The sequence below is a fragment of the Pseudomonas cichorii genome, assembly GCF_015471405.1.
GTDB classification, from domain to species: Bacteria; Pseudomonadota; Gammaproteobacteria; order Pseudomonadales; family Pseudomonadaceae; genus Aquipseudomonas; species Aquipseudomonas serbiensis.
Window position 1 is genome coordinate 190,133 of sequence record NZ_BLVZ01000004.1, and the last position, 17,297, is coordinate 207,429.

The 17,297-nt window shown below is 58.1% G+C and carries 12 protein-coding genes; 3 read left to right on the forward strand and 9 right to left on the reverse strand.

All coding sequences use genetic code 11. From position 1 onward, the window contains the following. Nucleotides 1-141: 141 nt before the first annotated feature. Nucleotides 142-885 (reverse strand): tellurite resistance TerB family protein, encoded by a 744-nt coding sequence (locus tag JL015_RS06975; RefSeq protein ID WP_201017923.1) that lies wholly within the window; start codon nucleotides 883-885, stop codon nucleotides 142-144. Between the two features lie 288 nt (nucleotides 886-1,173). Between JL015_RS06975 and JL015_RS06980 the strand changes: the two genes are divergently transcribed. Continuing rightward, entirely contained in the window at nucleotides 1,174-3,273 is a 2,100-nt protein-coding gene (locus tag JL015_RS06980; RefSeq protein WP_201017924.1) for a hybrid sensor histidine kinase/response regulator, read from the forward strand. Nucleotides 3,274-3,283: 10 nt separating this feature from the next. Here the strand turns inward: JL015_RS06980 and JL015_RS06985 are convergent, their stop codons facing one another. The 3 genes from JL015_RS06985 to JL015_RS06995 all read right to left on the reverse strand — a co-directional run bounded on the left by JL015_RS06985 (nucleotide 3,284) and on the right by JL015_RS06995 (nucleotide 6,785). Continuing rightward, a complete protein-coding gene (locus JL015_RS06985; protein WP_201017925.1) occupies nucleotides 3,284-4,390 on the reverse strand; it encodes an NADH:flavin oxidoreductase/NADH oxidase in 1,107 nt (368 codons plus the stop codon). Between the two features lie 82 nt (nucleotides 4,391-4,472). After that, on the reverse strand, nucleotides 4,473-6,182 hold the full coding sequence (gene recJ, locus JL015_RS06990; RefSeq protein ID WP_201017926.1) for a single-stranded-DNA-specific exonuclease RecJ: 1,710 nt from the start codon (nucleotides 6,180-6,182) through the stop codon (nucleotides 4,473-4,475). A 60-nt stretch (nucleotides 6,183-6,242) separates the two neighbouring features. Further along, nucleotides 6,243-6,785, reverse strand: coding sequence for a YaeQ family protein (locus tag JL015_RS06995; protein ID WP_201003674.1), 543 nt, complete (start codon nucleotides 6,783-6,785; stop codon nucleotides 6,243-6,245). Between the two features lie 296 nt (nucleotides 6,786-7,081). On the opposite strand from JL015_RS06995, the gene JL015_RS07000 reads away from it, so the two are divergent. Beyond that, complete coding sequence (locus JL015_RS07000; protein WP_201018090.1) at nucleotides 7,082-7,918, forward strand: TIGR02285 family protein; 837 nt, start codon at nucleotides 7,082-7,084, stop codon at nucleotides 7,916-7,918. 195 nt (nucleotides 7,919-8,113) lie between these two features. Here JL015_RS07000 and JL015_RS07005 read toward each other — a convergent pair whose 3' ends face one another. Then, nucleotides 8,114-8,407 (reverse strand): DUF3509 domain-containing protein, encoded by a 294-nt coding sequence (locus JL015_RS07005; protein ID WP_201017927.1) that lies wholly within the window; start codon nucleotides 8,405-8,407, stop codon nucleotides 8,114-8,116. Between the two features lie 283 nt (nucleotides 8,408-8,690). Between JL015_RS07005 and JL015_RS07010 the strand changes: the two genes are divergently transcribed. Further along, nucleotides 8,691-9,353: a response regulator gene (locus JL015_RS07010; RefSeq protein WP_201017928.1), complete on the forward strand. Its 663-nt coding sequence runs from the start codon at nucleotides 8,691-8,693 to the stop codon at nucleotides 9,351-9,353. On the opposite strand, the gene JL015_RS07015 is transcribed toward JL015_RS07010, so the two are convergent. The 4 genes from JL015_RS07015 to JL015_RS07030 all read right to left on the reverse strand — a co-directional run bounded on the left by JL015_RS07015 (nucleotide 9,326) and on the right by JL015_RS07030 (nucleotide 17,268). After that, complete coding sequence (locus JL015_RS07015) at nucleotides 9,326-10,609, reverse strand: EAL domain-containing response regulator (protein WP_445177104.1); 1,284 nt, start codon at nucleotides 10,607-10,609, stop codon at nucleotides 9,326-9,328. The genes JL015_RS07010 and JL015_RS07015 overlap by 28 nt on opposite strands. Before the next feature lie 89 nt (nucleotides 10,610-10,698). Next, nucleotides 10,699-14,241, reverse strand: a complete 3,543-nt coding sequence (locus JL015_RS07020; protein ID WP_236250178.1) for an ATP-binding protein — start codon at nucleotides 14,239-14,241, stop codon at nucleotides 10,699-10,701. A gap of 192 nt (nucleotides 14,242-14,433) precedes the next feature. Further along, entirely contained in the window at nucleotides 14,434-15,843 is a 1,410-nt protein-coding gene (gene thrC / locus JL015_RS07025; RefSeq protein WP_201017930.1) for a threonine synthase, read from the reverse strand. A 120-nt stretch (nucleotides 15,844-15,963) separates the two neighbouring features. After that, complete coding sequence (locus JL015_RS07030; protein ID WP_201017931.1) at nucleotides 15,964-17,268, reverse strand: homoserine dehydrogenase; 1,305 nt, start codon at nucleotides 17,266-17,268, stop codon at nucleotides 15,964-15,966. Between the last annotated feature and the right edge of the window lie 29 nt (nucleotides 17,269-17,297).

The window sequence follows — 17,297 nt, forward strand, 5'->3', positions numbered from 1 at the left end:
TTGCAGGGAAAGGAAATTGAAAGTGACCCTGGCAGGCGGGGTGGCGCAGGAATCCGGGCTGACGGGCGCGCGCATGGATGCAGGGTACGTTGTGATCCGGAGGGCTATCGACAGACACGTAGCCCTCGCTCCTCAAACCGTTTACTGAGCCTGGCGCACCTGCTCTTCCAGCTCGCTCTTGAGGCCCGGCGCCAGTTTCAATTGGCGAGCCAGTTCGTCAAGGTAAGCCCTTTCCATGAAGTGTTCCTGATCCACCAGAATCACGCTGGCGATGTACATTTCTGCCGCCATTTCCGGTGTTTTTGCCGCTCGCGCCACTTCAGAAGGGTCCAGCGGCTTGTTCAGTTCGGCGTGCAGCCAGTGTTGCAGCTCGTGGTCGTTGCTCAACTTGCTGAACTCGCCCTCGATCAATTCGCGCTCACGCTCGTCGACATGCCCGTCGGCCTTGGCTGCGGCAACCAGAGCCCGCAGGATCGCCTGGCTGTGCTCCTCGGCCTGCGACTCCGGCAAGCGGTCGATGGTCTGTGGCTCACGCTGAGCGGTAACGCCCTGGCTGGCCTGCCAGTTGCTGTAGGCCTTGTAGGCAAGAACGCCCAATGCCGCGAGGCCGCCATAGGTCAACACCTTGCCTCCCATCCCGGATGAGCGTTTGCCCTTGAGCAGGCTCATGGCACCCGCCGCCAAAGCACCACCGCCCGCACCGGACAAAAGACTGCCCAGGCCACCGCTCTTGCCACCGGATTTTGAGCCAGAAAGCAGGCTGCCCAGGCCATTTACCAGCGCGTCGCTACTGGAAGAGCGCTTGCCAGACTTGCCGCTTACCTTATCTTGCAACATGTTTTGACCAGACTTGAGCAACTGGTCGAGTAAACCGCGCGTATTCATAAGAAACCTCCACAAGGCGTGTCAGATGATTCATTGACACGCAGGTTAAAGCGAAGTCTCAAACGGGTGATTTCAGGTGTGCATCTGAATGTTGCAGATGACGTTATCGGCGAGGTCAATTCACGCCGCAAAAAGTTAAACCGCAGCAGGTGCAACCCTGATGCATTTCAAAGGTCAACTCACTCAAGAAGAAATTATGCGCCCATGTGGGTACATTGATAATTGACTCCGAAAAAAGTCTATGAAATCCCCATTCCATCCACATTGCCCTACCGGAGCTTGCCTGAAGTGACGTCAAGCATTGGTTTTCCTGCGGGCATCAGCGAAACGGCCCGGACTATAAGAAACAAGGACTGGAGCCAGACATCTCTGGGCCCGATAGAACAGTGGCCTGCTTCACTGAAAAATACGTTGAACCTGATCCTGAACTCACCGGAGTCGATGTATCTGCTCTGGGGGCCGCAGTTGATCTTCTTCCATAACGACACTTACACGCCCATTCTCGGCCCGCGCAAAGACAATGCAATCGGTGCCAAGGCCCCTGAATTGTGGGCTGATGTCTGGGACCAGGTGGCGCCCATGGTTGAAAATGCCCTGGCTGGCAAGACCTGCCTGTACAAGGACATGCCACTGACCATGGCTCGCTATGGCGAGACCGAGCAGACCTGGTGGTCGTTCTCGTTCTCCCCGGTGATTGATGAACATGGCGTGACCGCCGGCATGTTCTGCATCACAAAGGAAACCACCCGCTATGTCCTGGATAAACAGGCACTGGAATCCAGTGAGCTGAAGCGACAGGCACTGATCAATGACCTGATCGAACTGGAAAAACAGCAGACCGCCAAGCTGGAACAGCGGACTGCCGAGCTGAATACCTTCTGGGATATCTCCCCGGACCTGCTGGCGGTAGTCGACTTCAAGGGGTACTTCCTGCGGGTAAATCCGGCCTGGGGCACTATTCTGGGACGAGAAACGCGAGAGCTGGTCGGTAGCTCCATTCTGGATCTGGTTCATCCTGACGATGTTTCCAGAACACAGGACGCCTTGCAGCATGCCATTGGCAGCGTGTTGCCCCTGTTTGAAAACCGCTACATGCACAAGGATGGCAGCTATCGCTGGATCGGCTGGACCGCAGCACCGGGTAACGGTCTGATCTTTGCGCTGGGCAAGCACATCACACCTGAAAAGCTGCATTCCGAAGCCTTGCGCAAAGCAGAGGAAGCCTTGCGCCAGTCGCAGAAGATGGAAGCGGTCGGGCAACTGACGGGCGGGCTGGCCCATGACTTCAATAATCTGCTGATGGGCATCACCGGCAATATCGAACTGCTCCAGTCGCGTGTGAATCAAGGTCGCACAGACCTGGGACGCTATATCTCTTCCGCTCTTGAAGGCTCAAGACGTGCAGCCGCCCTCACCCATCGCCTGCTGGCCTTCTCCCGGCGCCAGACGCTGGCGCCCAAAGCCACGCATATCGATGAGTTGGTCGAGGGCATGGAAGAGTTGATACGCCGCACCGTCGGCCCCGCCATCGACATGCAGGTAAAGCCCACCGATGACTTGTGGTCGACGATGGTCGACCCGCATCAACTGGAAAACTCGCTGCTCAACCTGTGCCTCAATGCCCGGGACGCCATGCCTGACGGCGGCACGATAAGGATCGAAACCAGCAATCGCATTCTGGACACGGCGACAGCAGCCAGGCATGAGCTGGCCGAGGGGCGTTACGTGGCGCTCTGCGTCAGCGATACCGGCACCGGCATGTCCGAAGAAGTGGTCGGGCGGGCATTCGATCCGTTCTTCACCACCAAACCCATCGGCATGGGCACCGGCCTTGGCCTGTCGATGATCTATGGCTTTGCCCGCCAGTCAGGCGGCGGGGTCAGCATTGACTCACGGCCCGGCAAAGGATCGAGGATCTGTATTCTCCTGCCACAGTTCGTGGGCGACACCGAACCTGCCGAACATGACATCAGCCTCGATGTTCCGCTCACCCAGAGCGCAGGCGGTGAAACCATACTGGTGGTGGATGACGAGCCTGCCGTGCGCTCGCTGATGGCCGAAGTGCTCGAAGAGCAAGGCTATATCGTCTTGCAGGCAGAACATGGCGCCGCAGCCCTGGTGATTCTGCAATCGAAAGCAGTCATTGATCTGTTGATCACCGATGTCGGCCTGCCCGGCGGCATGAATGGCCGCCAGGTAGCCGATGCCGCAAGAACGGTACGTCCGGGATTGAAGGTGTTGTTCGTGACCGGTTATGCGGAAAACGCAGCCCTGGCTCAGGACAACCTGGAGCCGGGGATGCATGTACTGACCAAACCGTTTGCTATCACGACCCTGACCAGCCGTATCACGGAGCTGCTGGACGGGTCGGCACAGGAGCCATGCTGAAGCGGGCCGGTCAGTCCCGCAGATCGGACTCATGGATCGGCTGGTCCCGATGGGTCGCACGCTGATACTGCGCTGGCCAGACAGCCTTGCGTCCACCCAGATCGTCGTCGGCATGCAACGGCCAGTAAGGGTCGCGCAACAACTCACGCGCAAGCAGGATGATGTCAGCCTGACCGGTGCGCAGGATATGTTCGGCCTGGGCAGGTTCGGTAATGAGCCCCACCGTGCCGGTAGCAATCCCGGACTCCTTGCGCACCCGCTCGGCAAAGCGCGTCTGGTAGCCTGGGCCGACCGGGATTTCCGCATTGGCGGAAGTGCCTCCTGAAGAGACATCGATCAGGTCGACACCCAGGGCTTTCAAGCGACGCGCCAGCTCGACGGTTTCATCGGGATTCCAGCCATCTTCTACCCAGTCAGTGGCGGAGACACGAACGAACAGCGGCAACTCTTCAGGCCAGACATCCCGAACAGCTTCGGTCACTTGCAGGGTCAGGCGAATACGGTTCTCAAACGAGCCGCCATACTGGTCCGTGCGCTGATTGCTCAGTGGCGACAGGAACTGATGCAGCAGATAGCCATGGGCTGCGTGAATCTCGACCACCTTGAAACCTGCGATCAAGGAACGACGGGCCGCGTCGACAAAGGACTGGATCAAACCCTGGATCTGGCTTTCGCTCAGTTGCACCGGGGCCGTGTGTTGTGGATCGAAAGCAATGGCCGAAGGCCCCCAGGGCTTCCAGCCACCTTCGCTCTCGGGCACGCTGCCATGCTTGCCCAGCCAGGGACGCCAGGTGCTGGCCTTGCGTCCTGCATGGGCCAGTTGAATACCCGCAACAGAACCCTGGGACGTAATGAAACGGGTGATGCGTTGCAGGGGCTCGATCTGCTCGTCGCTCCACAGGCCCAGATCCTGGGCTGTGATACGGCCATCTTCGGTCACGGCAACGGCTTCGCTGAACACCAGCCCTGCACCGCCAACGGCGCGACTGCCTAGATGGACCAGGTGCCAGTCGTTGGCCAGGCCATCGACACTGGAATACTGGCACATGGGCGAAACAGCGATGCGGTTGGGCAGGTTGAGCTGGCGAAGGGTGTAGGGTTCAAGCAGCAGGCTCATGGCGACCTCTCAGGTTGAAAATCAGGCGCTGGACTGTTTTGTGTCTACAGAGCCTAGTCGACAACCCGGGAGAGAGTCTGGTTCAACGAATGGCGATATGAGTCACGATCAACTGCACTGTCTCGTTGCCCCGATATTCGTTGAGGTCCAGCCGGTAGGCCAGTTCGACCTTGCACTTCTCCTGGACAGGCCAGATATCGAGGTCAACGCCGAAGGAAATGGCATCAAGCTTGATACTGCCACATTCGGTTTCAAGCACCATTTTCAGATGTTTCTTGCCGACGATGTAGTTATTCACGAGACGAAATACACCGTGAAACAAAGGCTCGGGGAAGTGCTGCCCCCATGGACCTGCGTTGCGTAGCTCTCGCGCCAGCCCCAGATTGAACTCCTCGACTGTCAGCGAACCATCGGACAGCAGGCGTCCGGTGAGATCTTCCTCATTGAGCTGGCGACGCACCTCCAGATCGAATGCTTCGGCAAACATCGGGAAGTTCGCTTCGGGCAATGAGAGGCCGGCAGCCATGGCGTGCCCGCCAAACTTGCTGATCAGTTGCGGATGACGGGCGGCAACCGCATCCAGTGCGTCGCGGATATGGAAGCCCGGCACAGACCGGGCCGAGCCCTTGAGCACGCCCTCCCCGGCACTGGCGAAGGCAATGGTCGGACGGTGATAACGCTCTTTCAGGCGCGAAGCGAGAATACCGATCACGCCTTGATGCCAGTCGGGCTTGAACAGGCACAGACCGAACGGCATGGAATCGACCGACAGGTTCTCGAGCAGCGCCAGCGCCTCGCGCTGCATGCCTTGTTCGATGGACTTGCGGTCCTGGTTCATCTCATCCAGTTGCACGGCCATTTCCCGCGCCAGCACCGGATCATCACAGAGCAGGCACTCGATCCCCACGCTTATGTCGTCCAGACGACCGGCCGCATTCAGCCGCGGACCAAGGATAAATCCCAGGTCGGTAGAGGTAATGCGCGAGGCGTCGCGACCAGCGACTTCGAGGATGGCACGCAACCCTGGCCGCGCACGGCCGGCACGAATACGCAGCAGGCCCTGATGCACCAGAATGCGGTTATTGGCGTCCAGCGGCACCACATCGGCCACGCTGCCCAAGGCAACAAGATCCAGCAGTTCAGCCAGATTGGGCTCGGCGTGCTCATTGAACCAGCCAATATCACGCAACTGCACGCGCAAGGCCATCAAGACGTAGAAGATCACCCCCACGCCCGCCAGAGACTTGCTCGGGAAGGTACAACCGGGCTGGTTCGGGTTGACGATAGCGTCAGCCTTCGGCAATTCGTGACCGGGCAAGTGGTGATCGGTCACCAGCACTTGCAGCCCCGCCGCCTTGGCAGCAGCCACGCCTTCGACGCTGGAGATGCCGTTATCCACGGTGATCAGCAATTGAGGCTTGCGCTGCAAGGCCACTTCAACGATTTCAGGGGTCAGGCCGTAGCCGTACTCGAAGCGGTTGGGGACCAGATAATCCACATGCGCCGCGCCAAACAGGCGCAGCCCCAGCACACCGACCGTACTGGCCGTCGCGCCGTCAGCATCGAAGTCTCCGACGATCAGTATGCGCTGGCGCTCACGGAGTGCTGTCACCAGCAGGTCTACGGCCGCATCGATCCCCTTGAGCTGCCGATACGGAATCAGTCGCTTCAGAACCTTATCCAGTTCGGCTTCGGACATCACGCCCCTTGAGGCGTACAGCCGGGTAAGCAAAGGCGGCAGATCGCCAAGAAAAGGCAGGGTGTCGGGCAACAGACGAGGTTCGATGCGCATGCGGTTCAGGTGATTCTCTGTGTATTCAACAATCTGAGCGGGTCGGTCAAGGCACGGCTATCAGCCGCGCTCACCTGCCAGCCACTGCAACTGTACTTCGTGCTGACCGCGGTCATCGGTCACGAAAACAGTGCCTTCACTGATCATCACATCCCACTTGATGACCCGTGGCATGTCCTTGGCCAGCGCTTCCAGAACGTCCTGAGGCACCGCCGCGATGTTGACGTTCTTCAGGTTCTTGACGGCCGGAACCACTTTGCCTTCCCAGACGCGCAGGCTGCCATAGGCCAGCAGGCTGGTGCGCTCGGTACGACGCGAACACCAGGTCAGGCGATCAGCATCGGGCTGGCCAACCTCGATCCAGTGCAGAACACGGTCGTCGAGACTTTTTTCCCAAAGGGCTGGTTCGTCTACTTCAGACAGGCCACGCCCGAACGATAATTGCTCGTTGTACCAGAAGGCATAGGCAAGCAGACGCACAGTCATGCGCTCTTCAGTCTCGGACGGGTGGCGGGCGATGGTCTGCTTGACGCTTTCATAGACCCCACGGTCAAGATCGGTGAGGTTCAGTTCAAACTTGTAGGTCGTGGAGGGCTGTGCCATGAACGGGCTTCTAGTGTCGGGGAAAAGGCGCAAGTCTAACCGATACCGGGCCGGGGAACGACCACATTGCCCCGGCAAGCAAAATCCACTGGCTTGATTGCAGACATTGATGCAATTTACGACTGCGAAAAAGGCAACCATATTGACCCTGATGTCAGGATTTGAAGCACTTGTGACGCCATCGTCACTGCAACGATCCAATCACGGTCCATTCACTTGAATACTATTTTTCGGGATGAAACCAGAGAATGTCTTCTCTCGCCTCGCCGTCTGCAAGATCGTATTTGACCAGGTTGCTGCTGGCACTGCTGCTATCGGGATTACCTTGCATCAGCCAGGCCAAAGAGACGTTGATCTGGCTTCTGCGCGACATGCCGCCAGCGACGATATTTTCCGGCCCTTATCAAGGGCAAGGCGCTATCGATCAATTCATGCCGGTGCTGATAGCCCGCATGCCCGAGTATGAACATGTGCTGATGCGGGTCAATCGGGCCCGCAGCACACAGATGCTGAACGACACTTCGCTGACCTGCGACCCCACTTTGCTGTGGACCCCGACACGGGCCAGGACCATCGTCTTTTCCATTCCGACCTACATCGTGTTCAGCAATGGGCTGGTGGTGCGCAAGGATGACCTTGAGCGCTTCACCCCGTTCATCGCCGACGGGCATATCGACCTGCGCGCGCTGATGGCCAGCAAGACCATCAAGCTGGGTGTCGTTGCAGAGCGCAGTTATGGAGCTGTGATCGACGAAGCGCTCAGCCACACTCCCAGGCAGGAGTTGAGCGAGCACTATGGCAACGATGCCGTCGGCAGCCTGCTGCAAATGGAGCGATTGGGACGTCTGCAGGCACTGATCAGCTATTGGCCCGAAGCCCGCGCCCATGCCTTGCTACAGGGGATAAGGCCCGAGGAACTGACCTTCCTGCCTGTCAAGGACACCCCCAAATACCAGTTCACCCACATTGGCTGCTCGGATACGCCACAAGGCAGGCAAGCCATGGAAATCATCAACCGGGAAATGCGTACCCTGCGCGAAACCAGCCTGTTGAATTTCTATGCAAACTGGCTGGACCCGGAATTGCGGGCGCAGTACATAGAGGATGCCAAGGCGTTTTTTGAGACTAACTAAGCGCTGTACGACGAAGGTGAGCCTGTTTTCAACGCAGCATCACCGATGCGCAGATACATTTCAAAAAAAGAAACCCCGGGCAGAGGGGAGAGCTACCCGGGGCAAACACCTGGGAGGTTTCGATCACCGGAGCACAATGATCGAACCTGCCACAACCTATGTGAACGCTCTCAAGGAATAAGGTTCCTGGCTCGCTCAGGCAAAAGCGGGCGCAGTGAACGCACGGGCCAGTGCGGCATGGCGCGTCGCAGCGATCACGCAGGGCTCGATCCGGCCTTCGGCAACCATCAAATCCCGGTGCAAACCGTCCACGACATCTGTGAGCTGACGTTTATCGCGCAGTTGATCGGCAGTGAAACTGCGCTCGATCACAATGGCACCAGTAGCATCTTTCAGTGTTACCAGACGCTCTCCACGTGCGCCTTCCGGGCTGAGGCTGGCCTGGTAAGGAGCCAGCGCTTCGCTTAGCAGTAAGCTGATATTTTCCATCTGGATCACCACTCAACAGTTTGAATGCAAAGGTGCTTATCACTGACCATCGGCAAGCGCGGAAAGTTCTTTGGCCTGCGAGGTTCATTGGACGGCTCTGATAACCGAGCATGCCTGTCGAATATGACAAAGAAAAAACCGGAGATCAGATCCGCTCATTAGTTATAGGAACATTCACCACCATCTACACCCAACATCCTACAAATTTCCTATAGATCAAGGTGATACCCAAACAGCAACATCGTATGCAATGACGTTAGCTGCCATTCGATGGAGCAATACCTTGAGCGCTTCCACTGATCGCCCCCTGCGCATCATCCTGGCGGATGACCATCCGATCTTTCTGATCGGCCTGCGCGTGGTGATCGAGCAAGACAATGCAGCCCGTGTCGTCGCACAGGCCTGTAGCCCGAACGAACTGTTTCAGGAACTCAAGAACCATGAGTGTGATGTGCTGGTCACGGACTTCATGATGCCGGCGCAACGGCAAAGCGATGGTTTACGTCTGCTGCAGCGCATTCATCGCCACTTCCCGCAGCTACCGGTTATCGTGGTGACAACCCTGAGCAATGCCGGACTGTTTCGAGCGATGCTTTCGCTCAATGTCCAGGGATTGCTGAGCAAGGCCAGTGTGGTGGGCGAGTTGCCTGCTGCAATCAGGAGCATCCGGCGCAAGGAAGTGTTCATGGCCGACTCGGTACACAGAATCCTGCTCGAAGCCGAGGATCATGGGGCAGACAGGCTGAAACCGCTTGAGCAGTTGAGCCCCAGAGAACTGGAAGTCGTACGCCTGCTGGCTGCCGGGAATACCGTCGGTGAGATCGCCACCCAACTGAGCCGCAGCAAACAGACCGTCAGCGCACAAAAAGTCAGCGCCATGCGCAAACTCGGCCTGAGCAACGAAGCAGCGTTTTTCATTTACCTACAGGAACACGGGCTTTCCTGACCCGCTACCTTTCGCGATACCGGCCTCGGACTGCACCTTTTGCGCTCGTCGAGCCAGCACAACAGATCTGCCACGCACAGGGGGCGGGAAACGAAATAGCCCTGAATGGCCGGAGTCTCCAGCACCAGCAGGCTGTGAAAGTCATCGATTGTTTCCACCCCTTCCACCACGACATCCAGCGACAGGCGTCGAGCCATGAACATCACCCCGGCAACAACCGCCGACTTGCGAGGATCGTCCGCCATGCCACGCACGAATTCGGCAGGGATCTTCAGCTCAGAGAACGGGAGCTGCAAAAGCCGCATGATGTTAGAGGCTCCCATACCGAAATCATCGATGGACAGCGTGCAGCCCTGCATGCGCAGGCGCAGCAACGCCTCCAGTTGCCATGCCTCGGGTTGCAGGGCGTCATGTTCGAGAATTTCCAGGGTGAGGATGCTTGCCGGTAACTCATACAGCACAAGAAGCGCCATGATTCGCGTGGCAAAGTCCGTCTGCTCCAGTACCCGCGGAGCAATGTTCACCGCAACAGGCAACGCCTCGCCTTGCTTGCAGCGGACATCTGCGGACAATTGCAAAGACTGCTCAAGCACGTGCCAGGTCAAGGGCACCAGCAGCCCGGCGCTTTCAATCGCCTGCATGAAACTGCCAGGGGCCAACAGACCGTGCAATGGATGCTGCCAACGGACCAGCGCTTCGACGCCCAGAACATCGCCATCGACGCTGACCTTGGGTTGAAAGCAGGTGATCCACTGCTCAGCCAGCACTGCCAGATCCGGACAATCCCGGCCTGCTGCCGGGACAAGCAATTGCTCGGCACAAAAGACAGGTTGAGGCTGGGTATCCGGCACGCTCTGGCCGGGTATCGAGGCGGACTGATCATAGGCTTCGAGCAAATCGCACAGCCGGGCCGCCGAGGCCGGTTTCTGCAAACCCCCCAATACTTCCAGCCCCTGACTGCGGGCCAATTGAACCACGCCATCAAGCACCGATTCCGAAACTTTGCTGAGAACGATCAGCGCCCTGGCCTGGCCACTCTGCGCCAGATGACGAATCAACTCCAGGCCATCAGGCCCCTCCATCTGCAGATCACAGATGGCGATATCGACCTCACCCCGATTGAGCAAAGACTGCCTTGCAGCTTCGACGCTGTCTGCGGTCAGCACGTCGAATACCTGATTGGCATTGAGCATCTGGTGCAAGGCCATCAATTGAAAAGGATTGTCTTCAAGGATCAGAACTTTGAGAGAGCGCACGGTCATTTTCCAGATCACAGCCTTCAGGCCGAAAGTGACAGCACTCTAGATCTCCTGTTGGCTGCCCCCCATAAGACAAGTCCTAAAATTCAGGGCACCTGTGCCAACTGCAATTCAATATCTGCCCGCAGGCTTTCAATGGAAGCATCCAGTACCGGCCAGCGCTCGCTCAAGGCAGCACCGGATTCGCTCTTCACGCTGGCGTCGAGCGCTGCACAGGCCTTGGCCAGCGGCACGGCATCCACCAGACAGGCTGCGCCTTTCAAACGATGCAGGGAGGCACTTAAAGTCTTCCAGTCATGGGCTCCGACCGCTGGCTGCATCACCTCACGCTCATGACGCAGGTTTTTCCACAACTCTCCCAGCAGGCGCTGTATCTGTTCCTCGTTGGCCTGAGTCATGCGCCGCAAGGTACGAATATCGAATGTCTGCTCACGAATGACTTTGGCCAGTTCCTCTGACAAGCGCTCCAGAGACAACGGCTTGACCAGCAATCCATCCATGCCGATGCGCTCGCATCGCGAGGCCTCATCCGTCATGGCATTGGCCGTACAGCCAATGACCGGACAACGCGGGAGCTGTTCCTGAGACTCGATATTGCGGATTGCTTCGGTCAGTGCGTAACCGGTAATCCCTGGCATGTTGCAGTCTGTGATGACGGCATCGAACGCCTCCTCGCGCCACATATCCAGGGCCTGGGCACCACCTTCGGCGGGCACGACCTGGTGGCCGAGAAACTCCAGTTGCTGAGTCAACACCAGACGGTTGGCCGACATATCGTCCACCACCAGCAAACGCAAACTGCGCTCACCCGGATTGCGGCTCTGCATCCGGGTTTCATCCTGCTGCACGGTCAGGCGTTTCACTCTGGCGAGCGCCACATCGACAGTCACTTGCGTGCCATGTCCCGGTTCACTGCACAGGCTGATTTCCCCGTTCATCAGCTCTACAAGCTGCCGGGAAATACTCAGCCCCAACCCACTGCCGCCATAGCGGACCGCAATATCGTCATGGGCCTGAATGAAAGGCTGGAATATCTGCTGCTGACGCTGGGGATCGATCCCCGTTCCGCTGTCCTGGACAATTATCCGTAGGCGTCGCGACTCGCTGTGCTCCTCAAGCACACTGACAGTGATCACCACAGAACCTTGTTGTGTGAACTTCAGAGCGTTGCCCAGCACGTTATGCAGCACCTGACGCAGCCGTAACGGGTCGAGCCAATAATCACCACGGGCCTGCTCTGCAAAATCCAGCCTCAGCTCTAACCCTTTCTGCTCAGCCTGGGCCGAGAACAACTGCACAATGCCTTCAAAAAACGGATGGAGCGAAGTCGCGGACAACGACAACTGAATCCCGCCCGCCTCGATTCTGGCCAGATCAAGGCTGTCGCCAATCAGAGCGACAAGCTCCCTTGCCGATTGATGAGCCACTTGCAAACCTTGGGAAGGTGTCTCGCCACGACGCAGTGCCTGCTCACATTCCAGCTCCAGCAGGCCGATGATGGCTCCCATCGGCGTGCGGATCTCATGACTCATGCTCGCCAGAAACGCACTCTTGGCCTCGCTGGCCTGATCGGCATGCCGTAGTGCCTCTTCAAGCTGAATCTCCAGCCGCTTGCGTTCGGTGATATCTATCCAGCCGCCCAACAGCCCCTGCAACTGGCCATCGGCACCAAAGAAAGGCGTCGTCCATTGCCAGGCATCGACATGCTTGCCAAACAGCTCCATGGTCCTGTCGGCGAATATCGGACGTCTGGTCTCCAGTAACTTGAGATAGTCGGCATGCATCTGTTCGGCCACGGAGCGCGGGATCAGATCGACGTCGATCAGGCGGCGACCATTCATTTGCTCAAAGCTGATCCCGAAGCTTTCTTCATAGCTACGGTTACAGGAAATAAGCCGTCCCTTGAGATCGCGGACGTAAATCGGATTGGGAATGCCATCGAACAGCGCGTGCTTGAAAGCCAACTGGTCGTTGAGTTGCCTTTCGGCCTTGAGCCGCTGGCGAATCTGGGACTTGAGCCGGCTGCTCCAGCCCAGGGATACCAGCCCCAGCAACAATGCCAGTACCACAACCCAGAACACCCACTGCGGGATACGGCTCCAGAGAGAGGGCTGAGGCAATACCGAACCCAGCCATTTCATGCGGATGGAGCGCATCTCGGCCACCGGAAATGCCTCCAGAGCCTTGTTCAGGATGCTGAGCAGTTCAGGTTGCGACTTGATCACTGAAAACTGGTCGGGAGACCACTTGCCGTCGACACTGCGCGCCACTTTCAGATTGCCGGGCGGAAAGAGGTAGGCGCCGGCTTCGTTCTGGATCGTGGCATCCGCCTGCCCGGTTTCCACCAGGTTGCGTGCTTCGGCATAAGTCGAAACCAGTTGCAACTGGACCTCGGGAAAGTTGCGGCGGATCTCCTCTTCCAGCGCATGCTTTGCAGGCAATGCCAGTACCCGGCCGGACAGGTTGCCCAGGGAAACGTGCGAAGAGTTTTCGGAGCGCACGACAAAGACCCAGCTATTACCGCCAAACGAATAGGTGAAATCCAGAAACTGCCTGCGCTCGGCGTTTTCGGCCAGCGTTGTATTCATCTCCGCCTCTGCGGCCTTCAGCACCTCGATGCTCATCTGGGTCGAAGGTACTTCCTTGTGAACGAACTGCAGGCCGGTCATGCGGGAAATCCGCGCCAGCACATCGATATTCAGCCCGACCCAATGGCCGTTATTGTCCTTGTAGATATAGGGCGGATGCTGTGTGGTGGAGATTGTCACGCTGGGGTGTTTGCTCACCCAGAGCCGCTCTGCTCTGGAGAGAGTGATCCGTTGCCCGACCACATCGGCACCCAGCCCCAGTGTCCAGCGCCCCAGCACCTCACGGGCGACGGATGGCTCAAGGCTGCTCAAGGCCCGGTTGATCAGGGTCAACAGCCGCTGCTCGTCCTCACGCACGGCAAACGCAAAGCCCACGGGCGGCAATGCGCTCTCGAACTTGATCTGCAAACCCAGGTAAGGCCGCAAGGCGTTATAGGAACGCACAATCACTTCATTGCCGATAAAAGCGTCAACTTCTCCCTGGCTCAAGGCCTCCAGAGCACTGTAGAGATTGGGCGCAATAATGATTTCGCTTTCGGGATAGGCTTTATGGACAGTGCTTGAGTCCGCATACCCATCGAGCAATACGACTTTCTTGCCTGCCAGCCCCAACGACGGCCACGGGTCGCTGCCTCGTCCGACCACCATCGAACGATCGGGCATGTACTCATGGGAAAATGCCAACCCCTTCACGGCACGCTCGAAACCGTTGGCACTGGTGAGAATATCGACGGCGCCGCTACGCAATGCGGCAATCGCATGATCGCGTTCGGCAAAGCCAATCACCTGGATCGGCATGTTCAACTTGTCGCCAATCAGGCTGAGGTAATCGGCGCTGATGCCCTGATAACGATTACGGTCGCTGGTGATATCGATAGGTTCGTAATCGGCAATGGCAATGCCGACCCGTAGAGCCTTGCGTTGCTCCAGCCACTGTCGATCCGCCGCATCGAGGGGCAAATCGTCCAATGCCAGAAATGGCGCACTCAGCGTAAATGGCAAATCCTGCGCTGCACTTGCGGACTGGCCGAAAGACAGCATCAACAGGACCAAAATCGTGCGCCATGCACGCCCGATAATCAGGTTGCCGGTCGCCCTGACCACACCTTGCATACTTGCCTGTTTCACAACCACTGACTCACCCGTAGGAACTCAAAAACCTCCAAAGTTTGGCACGGGAAAATGAGAAGGCCCGCCGGGTGGCGGGCCTTAAGTTGTTACACAACGCTTCTGTTATAACGGTTTTCCGCGGTTGCCGTGCTGGCTGACAAAGGCCTGCATGGCTTTGAGGTCATTTGGCAAAACGGTGCAGCGTTCGTCGCGCTCGAACAAATCAGACAAATGTGCAGGCAGCTCAAGCGCTTTTCCTACGCCTGCCTTCTCCACTGCCTCAGGGAATTTGACCGGATGGGCCGTTCCCAGGATCACCATAGGCGTATCCAGGCTGCGACGGCACTCACGCGCGGCCTTGACCCCGATTGCCGTGTGCGGATCGAGTACTTCACCTGTCTGTGCGAACACTTCGGCGATGGTTTCGCAGGTCTGCTCATCACTGACGGCCAGCGAATCGAACAGTTTGCGTGTTTCGGTCCAGCGATCTTCATCGACGCTGAAACCGCCACCCTGCTTGAAGGTGTCCATCAGGCCGGCGATTGCTGCGCCGCTGCGACCATGCATATCGAACAACAGACGCTCGAAGTTGGACGACACCATGATGTCCATCGAAGGCGACAGCGTGGCGTGCAGGGTTTCCTTGACGTACTGGTTGCCGCTCATGAAGCGGTGCAGGATGTCGTTGCGGTTGGTGGCCACGATCAGTTGATTGACCGGCAGCCCCATGTTGCGAGCCAGGTAACCGGCGAAGATGTCACCGAAGTTGCCGGTAGGCACCGAGAACGATACCGAGCGAGCCGGGCCGCCCAACTGCAGGGCTGCGTGGAAGTAGTAGACGATCTGGGCCATGATCCGCGCCCAGTTGATCGAATTGACCGCTACCAGCCGTGTGCCCTTGAGGAAGCCCTGGTCCGCGAAGCTGGCCTTGACCATCTCCTGGCAATCGTCGAAGTTGCCTTCGATGGCGATGTTATGGATGTTATCGCCGAAGATGGTGGTCATCTGGCGACGCTGAACGTCCGAAACACGCTTGTTGGGGTGCAGGATGAAAATATCGACATTGTCGCAACGACGGCAGCCTTCAATCGCTGCCGAGCCGGTATCGCCGGAAGTCGCGCCAATGATGACCACACGCTCGCCACGCTTGGCCAGCACGTAATCGAGCAGACGACCGAGCAATTGCAGAGCGAAGTCCTTGAACGCCAGAGTCGGGCCATGGAACAGCTCAAGCACCCACTCGTTGCCGTTCAACTGGCGCAACGGGGCAACCGAGCTGTGGGCGAACACGCCGTAGGTTTCTTCGAGGATCTTCTTGAAGTCGGCATCCGGGATGCTGCCATCCACGAACGGACGCATCACCCGGAAAGCCAGCTCGTGATAAGGCAGGCCAGCCCAGGAAGCGATTTCTTCCTGAGTGAAACGAGGCAGGTTTTCCGGCACATACAGGCCACCATCGCTGGCCAGGCCTGCAAGCAGCACATCTTCGAAATTCAACGCTGGCGCCTGGCCGCGGGTACTGATGTAGCGCATTTTTTCAAACCTTTGGTTTGAGCTTCAAGCTTCAAGCTGCAAGTTTCAAGCTGCAAGTAAAGGCACGTTGACCTCTACTTGCCGCTTGCCGCTTACCGCTTGCCGCTTGCAACTAATCAATTAATTGAGATGTTCGACACGAATCCGCACAACGGGGCCTACCACATCCTGCAAGGCTTCCAGCGCTGTGATTGCATCGTTCATGCGCTGCTCGCGTACGCGGTGCGTCAGCAGAATCATTGGCACCAGGCCATCCTGCTCTTCGACTTCTTTCTGCATGATCGATTCAATGTTGATGCCGCGCTCGGACAGGATGCTTGCAACCTGAGCCAGTACGCCCGGATGGTCCTTGGCCTGGATACGCAGATAATAGGCACTCTCGCACTCTTCGATCGGCAGAATCGGGTGAGCGGACAACGAATCCGGCTGGAAGGCCAGGTGCGGTACGCGATTCTCCGGGTCGGAAGTCATGGCACGCACCACGTCCACCAGGTCGGCAACCACGGAAGAAGCCGTTGGCTCCATGCCTGCGCCAGCGCCGTAGAACAGGGTCGAACCCGAGGCGTCGCCATTGACCATCACGGCGTTCATCACGCCATTGACGTTGGCAATCAGGCGGTCGGCCGGGATCAGCGTCGGGTGAACCCGCAGCTCGATACCCTGCGCCGTGCTGCGCGCAACGCCCAGGTGCTTGATGCGATAGCCCAGGGCTTCGGCGTAGTTCACGTCGGCAGTGGTCAGTCTGGTGATGCCTTCGGTGTAGGCCTTGTCGAACTGCAACGGGATACCGAATGCAATGGAAGCCAGAATCGTCAGCTTGTGGGCAGCGTCGATGCCTTCCACGTCGAAGGTCGGATCGGCTTCGGCGTACCCCAGCGCCTGGGCTTCAGCCAGGACGTCCGGGAAAGTACGGCCCTTCTCGCGCATTTCGGTGAGGATGAAGTTACCGGTACCGTTGATGATCCCGGCAACCCAGTTGATGCGGTTTGCCGACAGGCCTTCACGAATCGCCTTGATGACCGGAATACCGCCTGCGACGGCGGCCTCGAAAGCCACGATCACGCCCTTCTCGCGGGCCTTGGCGAAGATTTCATTGCCGTGTACCGCGATCAGCGCCTTGTTGGCGGTAACCACGTGCTTGCCGTTCTCGATGGCCTTGAGCACCAGCTCACGGGCGACGGTGTAGCCGCCGATCAGCTCGACGACGATATCGATTTCAGGATTTTCCGCCACCGCGAACACGTCGTTCGTGGTGGGTGTACCGGTAATCTGGCAGTTGGGGTTTGGTGTACGAACCGCAATTTGCGCAACTTCGATTCCACGCCCGGCACGACGGGCAATCTCCTCGGCGTTACGCTGAAGTACGTTAAAGGTACCGCCACCGACAGTACCCAGCCCACAGATGCCTACTTTGACCGGTTTCACTGATGAACTCCCCGAAAAACGGCCGCCCC

Bases quoted from the DNA above. Each gene is read 5' to 3' on its own strand.
- JL015_RS06985 (WP_201017925.1), bottom strand. From the start codon at position 4,390: ATGAGCCTGCTGCTTGAACCCTACACCCTTCGCCAGCTCAACCTGCCC.
- JL015_RS06975 (WP_201017923.1), bottom strand. From the start codon at position 885: ATGAATACGCGCGGTTTACTCGACCAGTTGCTCAAGTCTGGTCAAAAC.
- JL015_RS07005 (WP_201017927.1), bottom strand. From the start codon at position 8,407: ATGGAAAATATCAGCTTACTGCTAAGCGAAGCGCTGGCTCCTTACCAG.
- recJ (WP_201017926.1), bottom strand. From the start codon at position 6,182: ATGCGCATCGAACCTCGTCTGTTGCCCGACACCCTGCCTTTTCTTGGC.
- thrC (WP_201017930.1), bottom strand. From the start codon at position 15,843: ATGCGCTACATCAGTACCCGCGGCCAGGCGCCAGCGTTGAATTTCGAA.
- JL015_RS06995 (WP_201003674.1), bottom strand. From the start codon at position 6,785: ATGGCACAGCCCTCCACGACCTACAAGTTTGAACTGAACCTCACCGAT.
- JL015_RS07020 (WP_236250178.1), bottom strand. From the start codon at position 14,241: ATGCTGTCTTTCGGCCAGTCCGCAAGTGCAGCGCAGGATTTGCCATTT.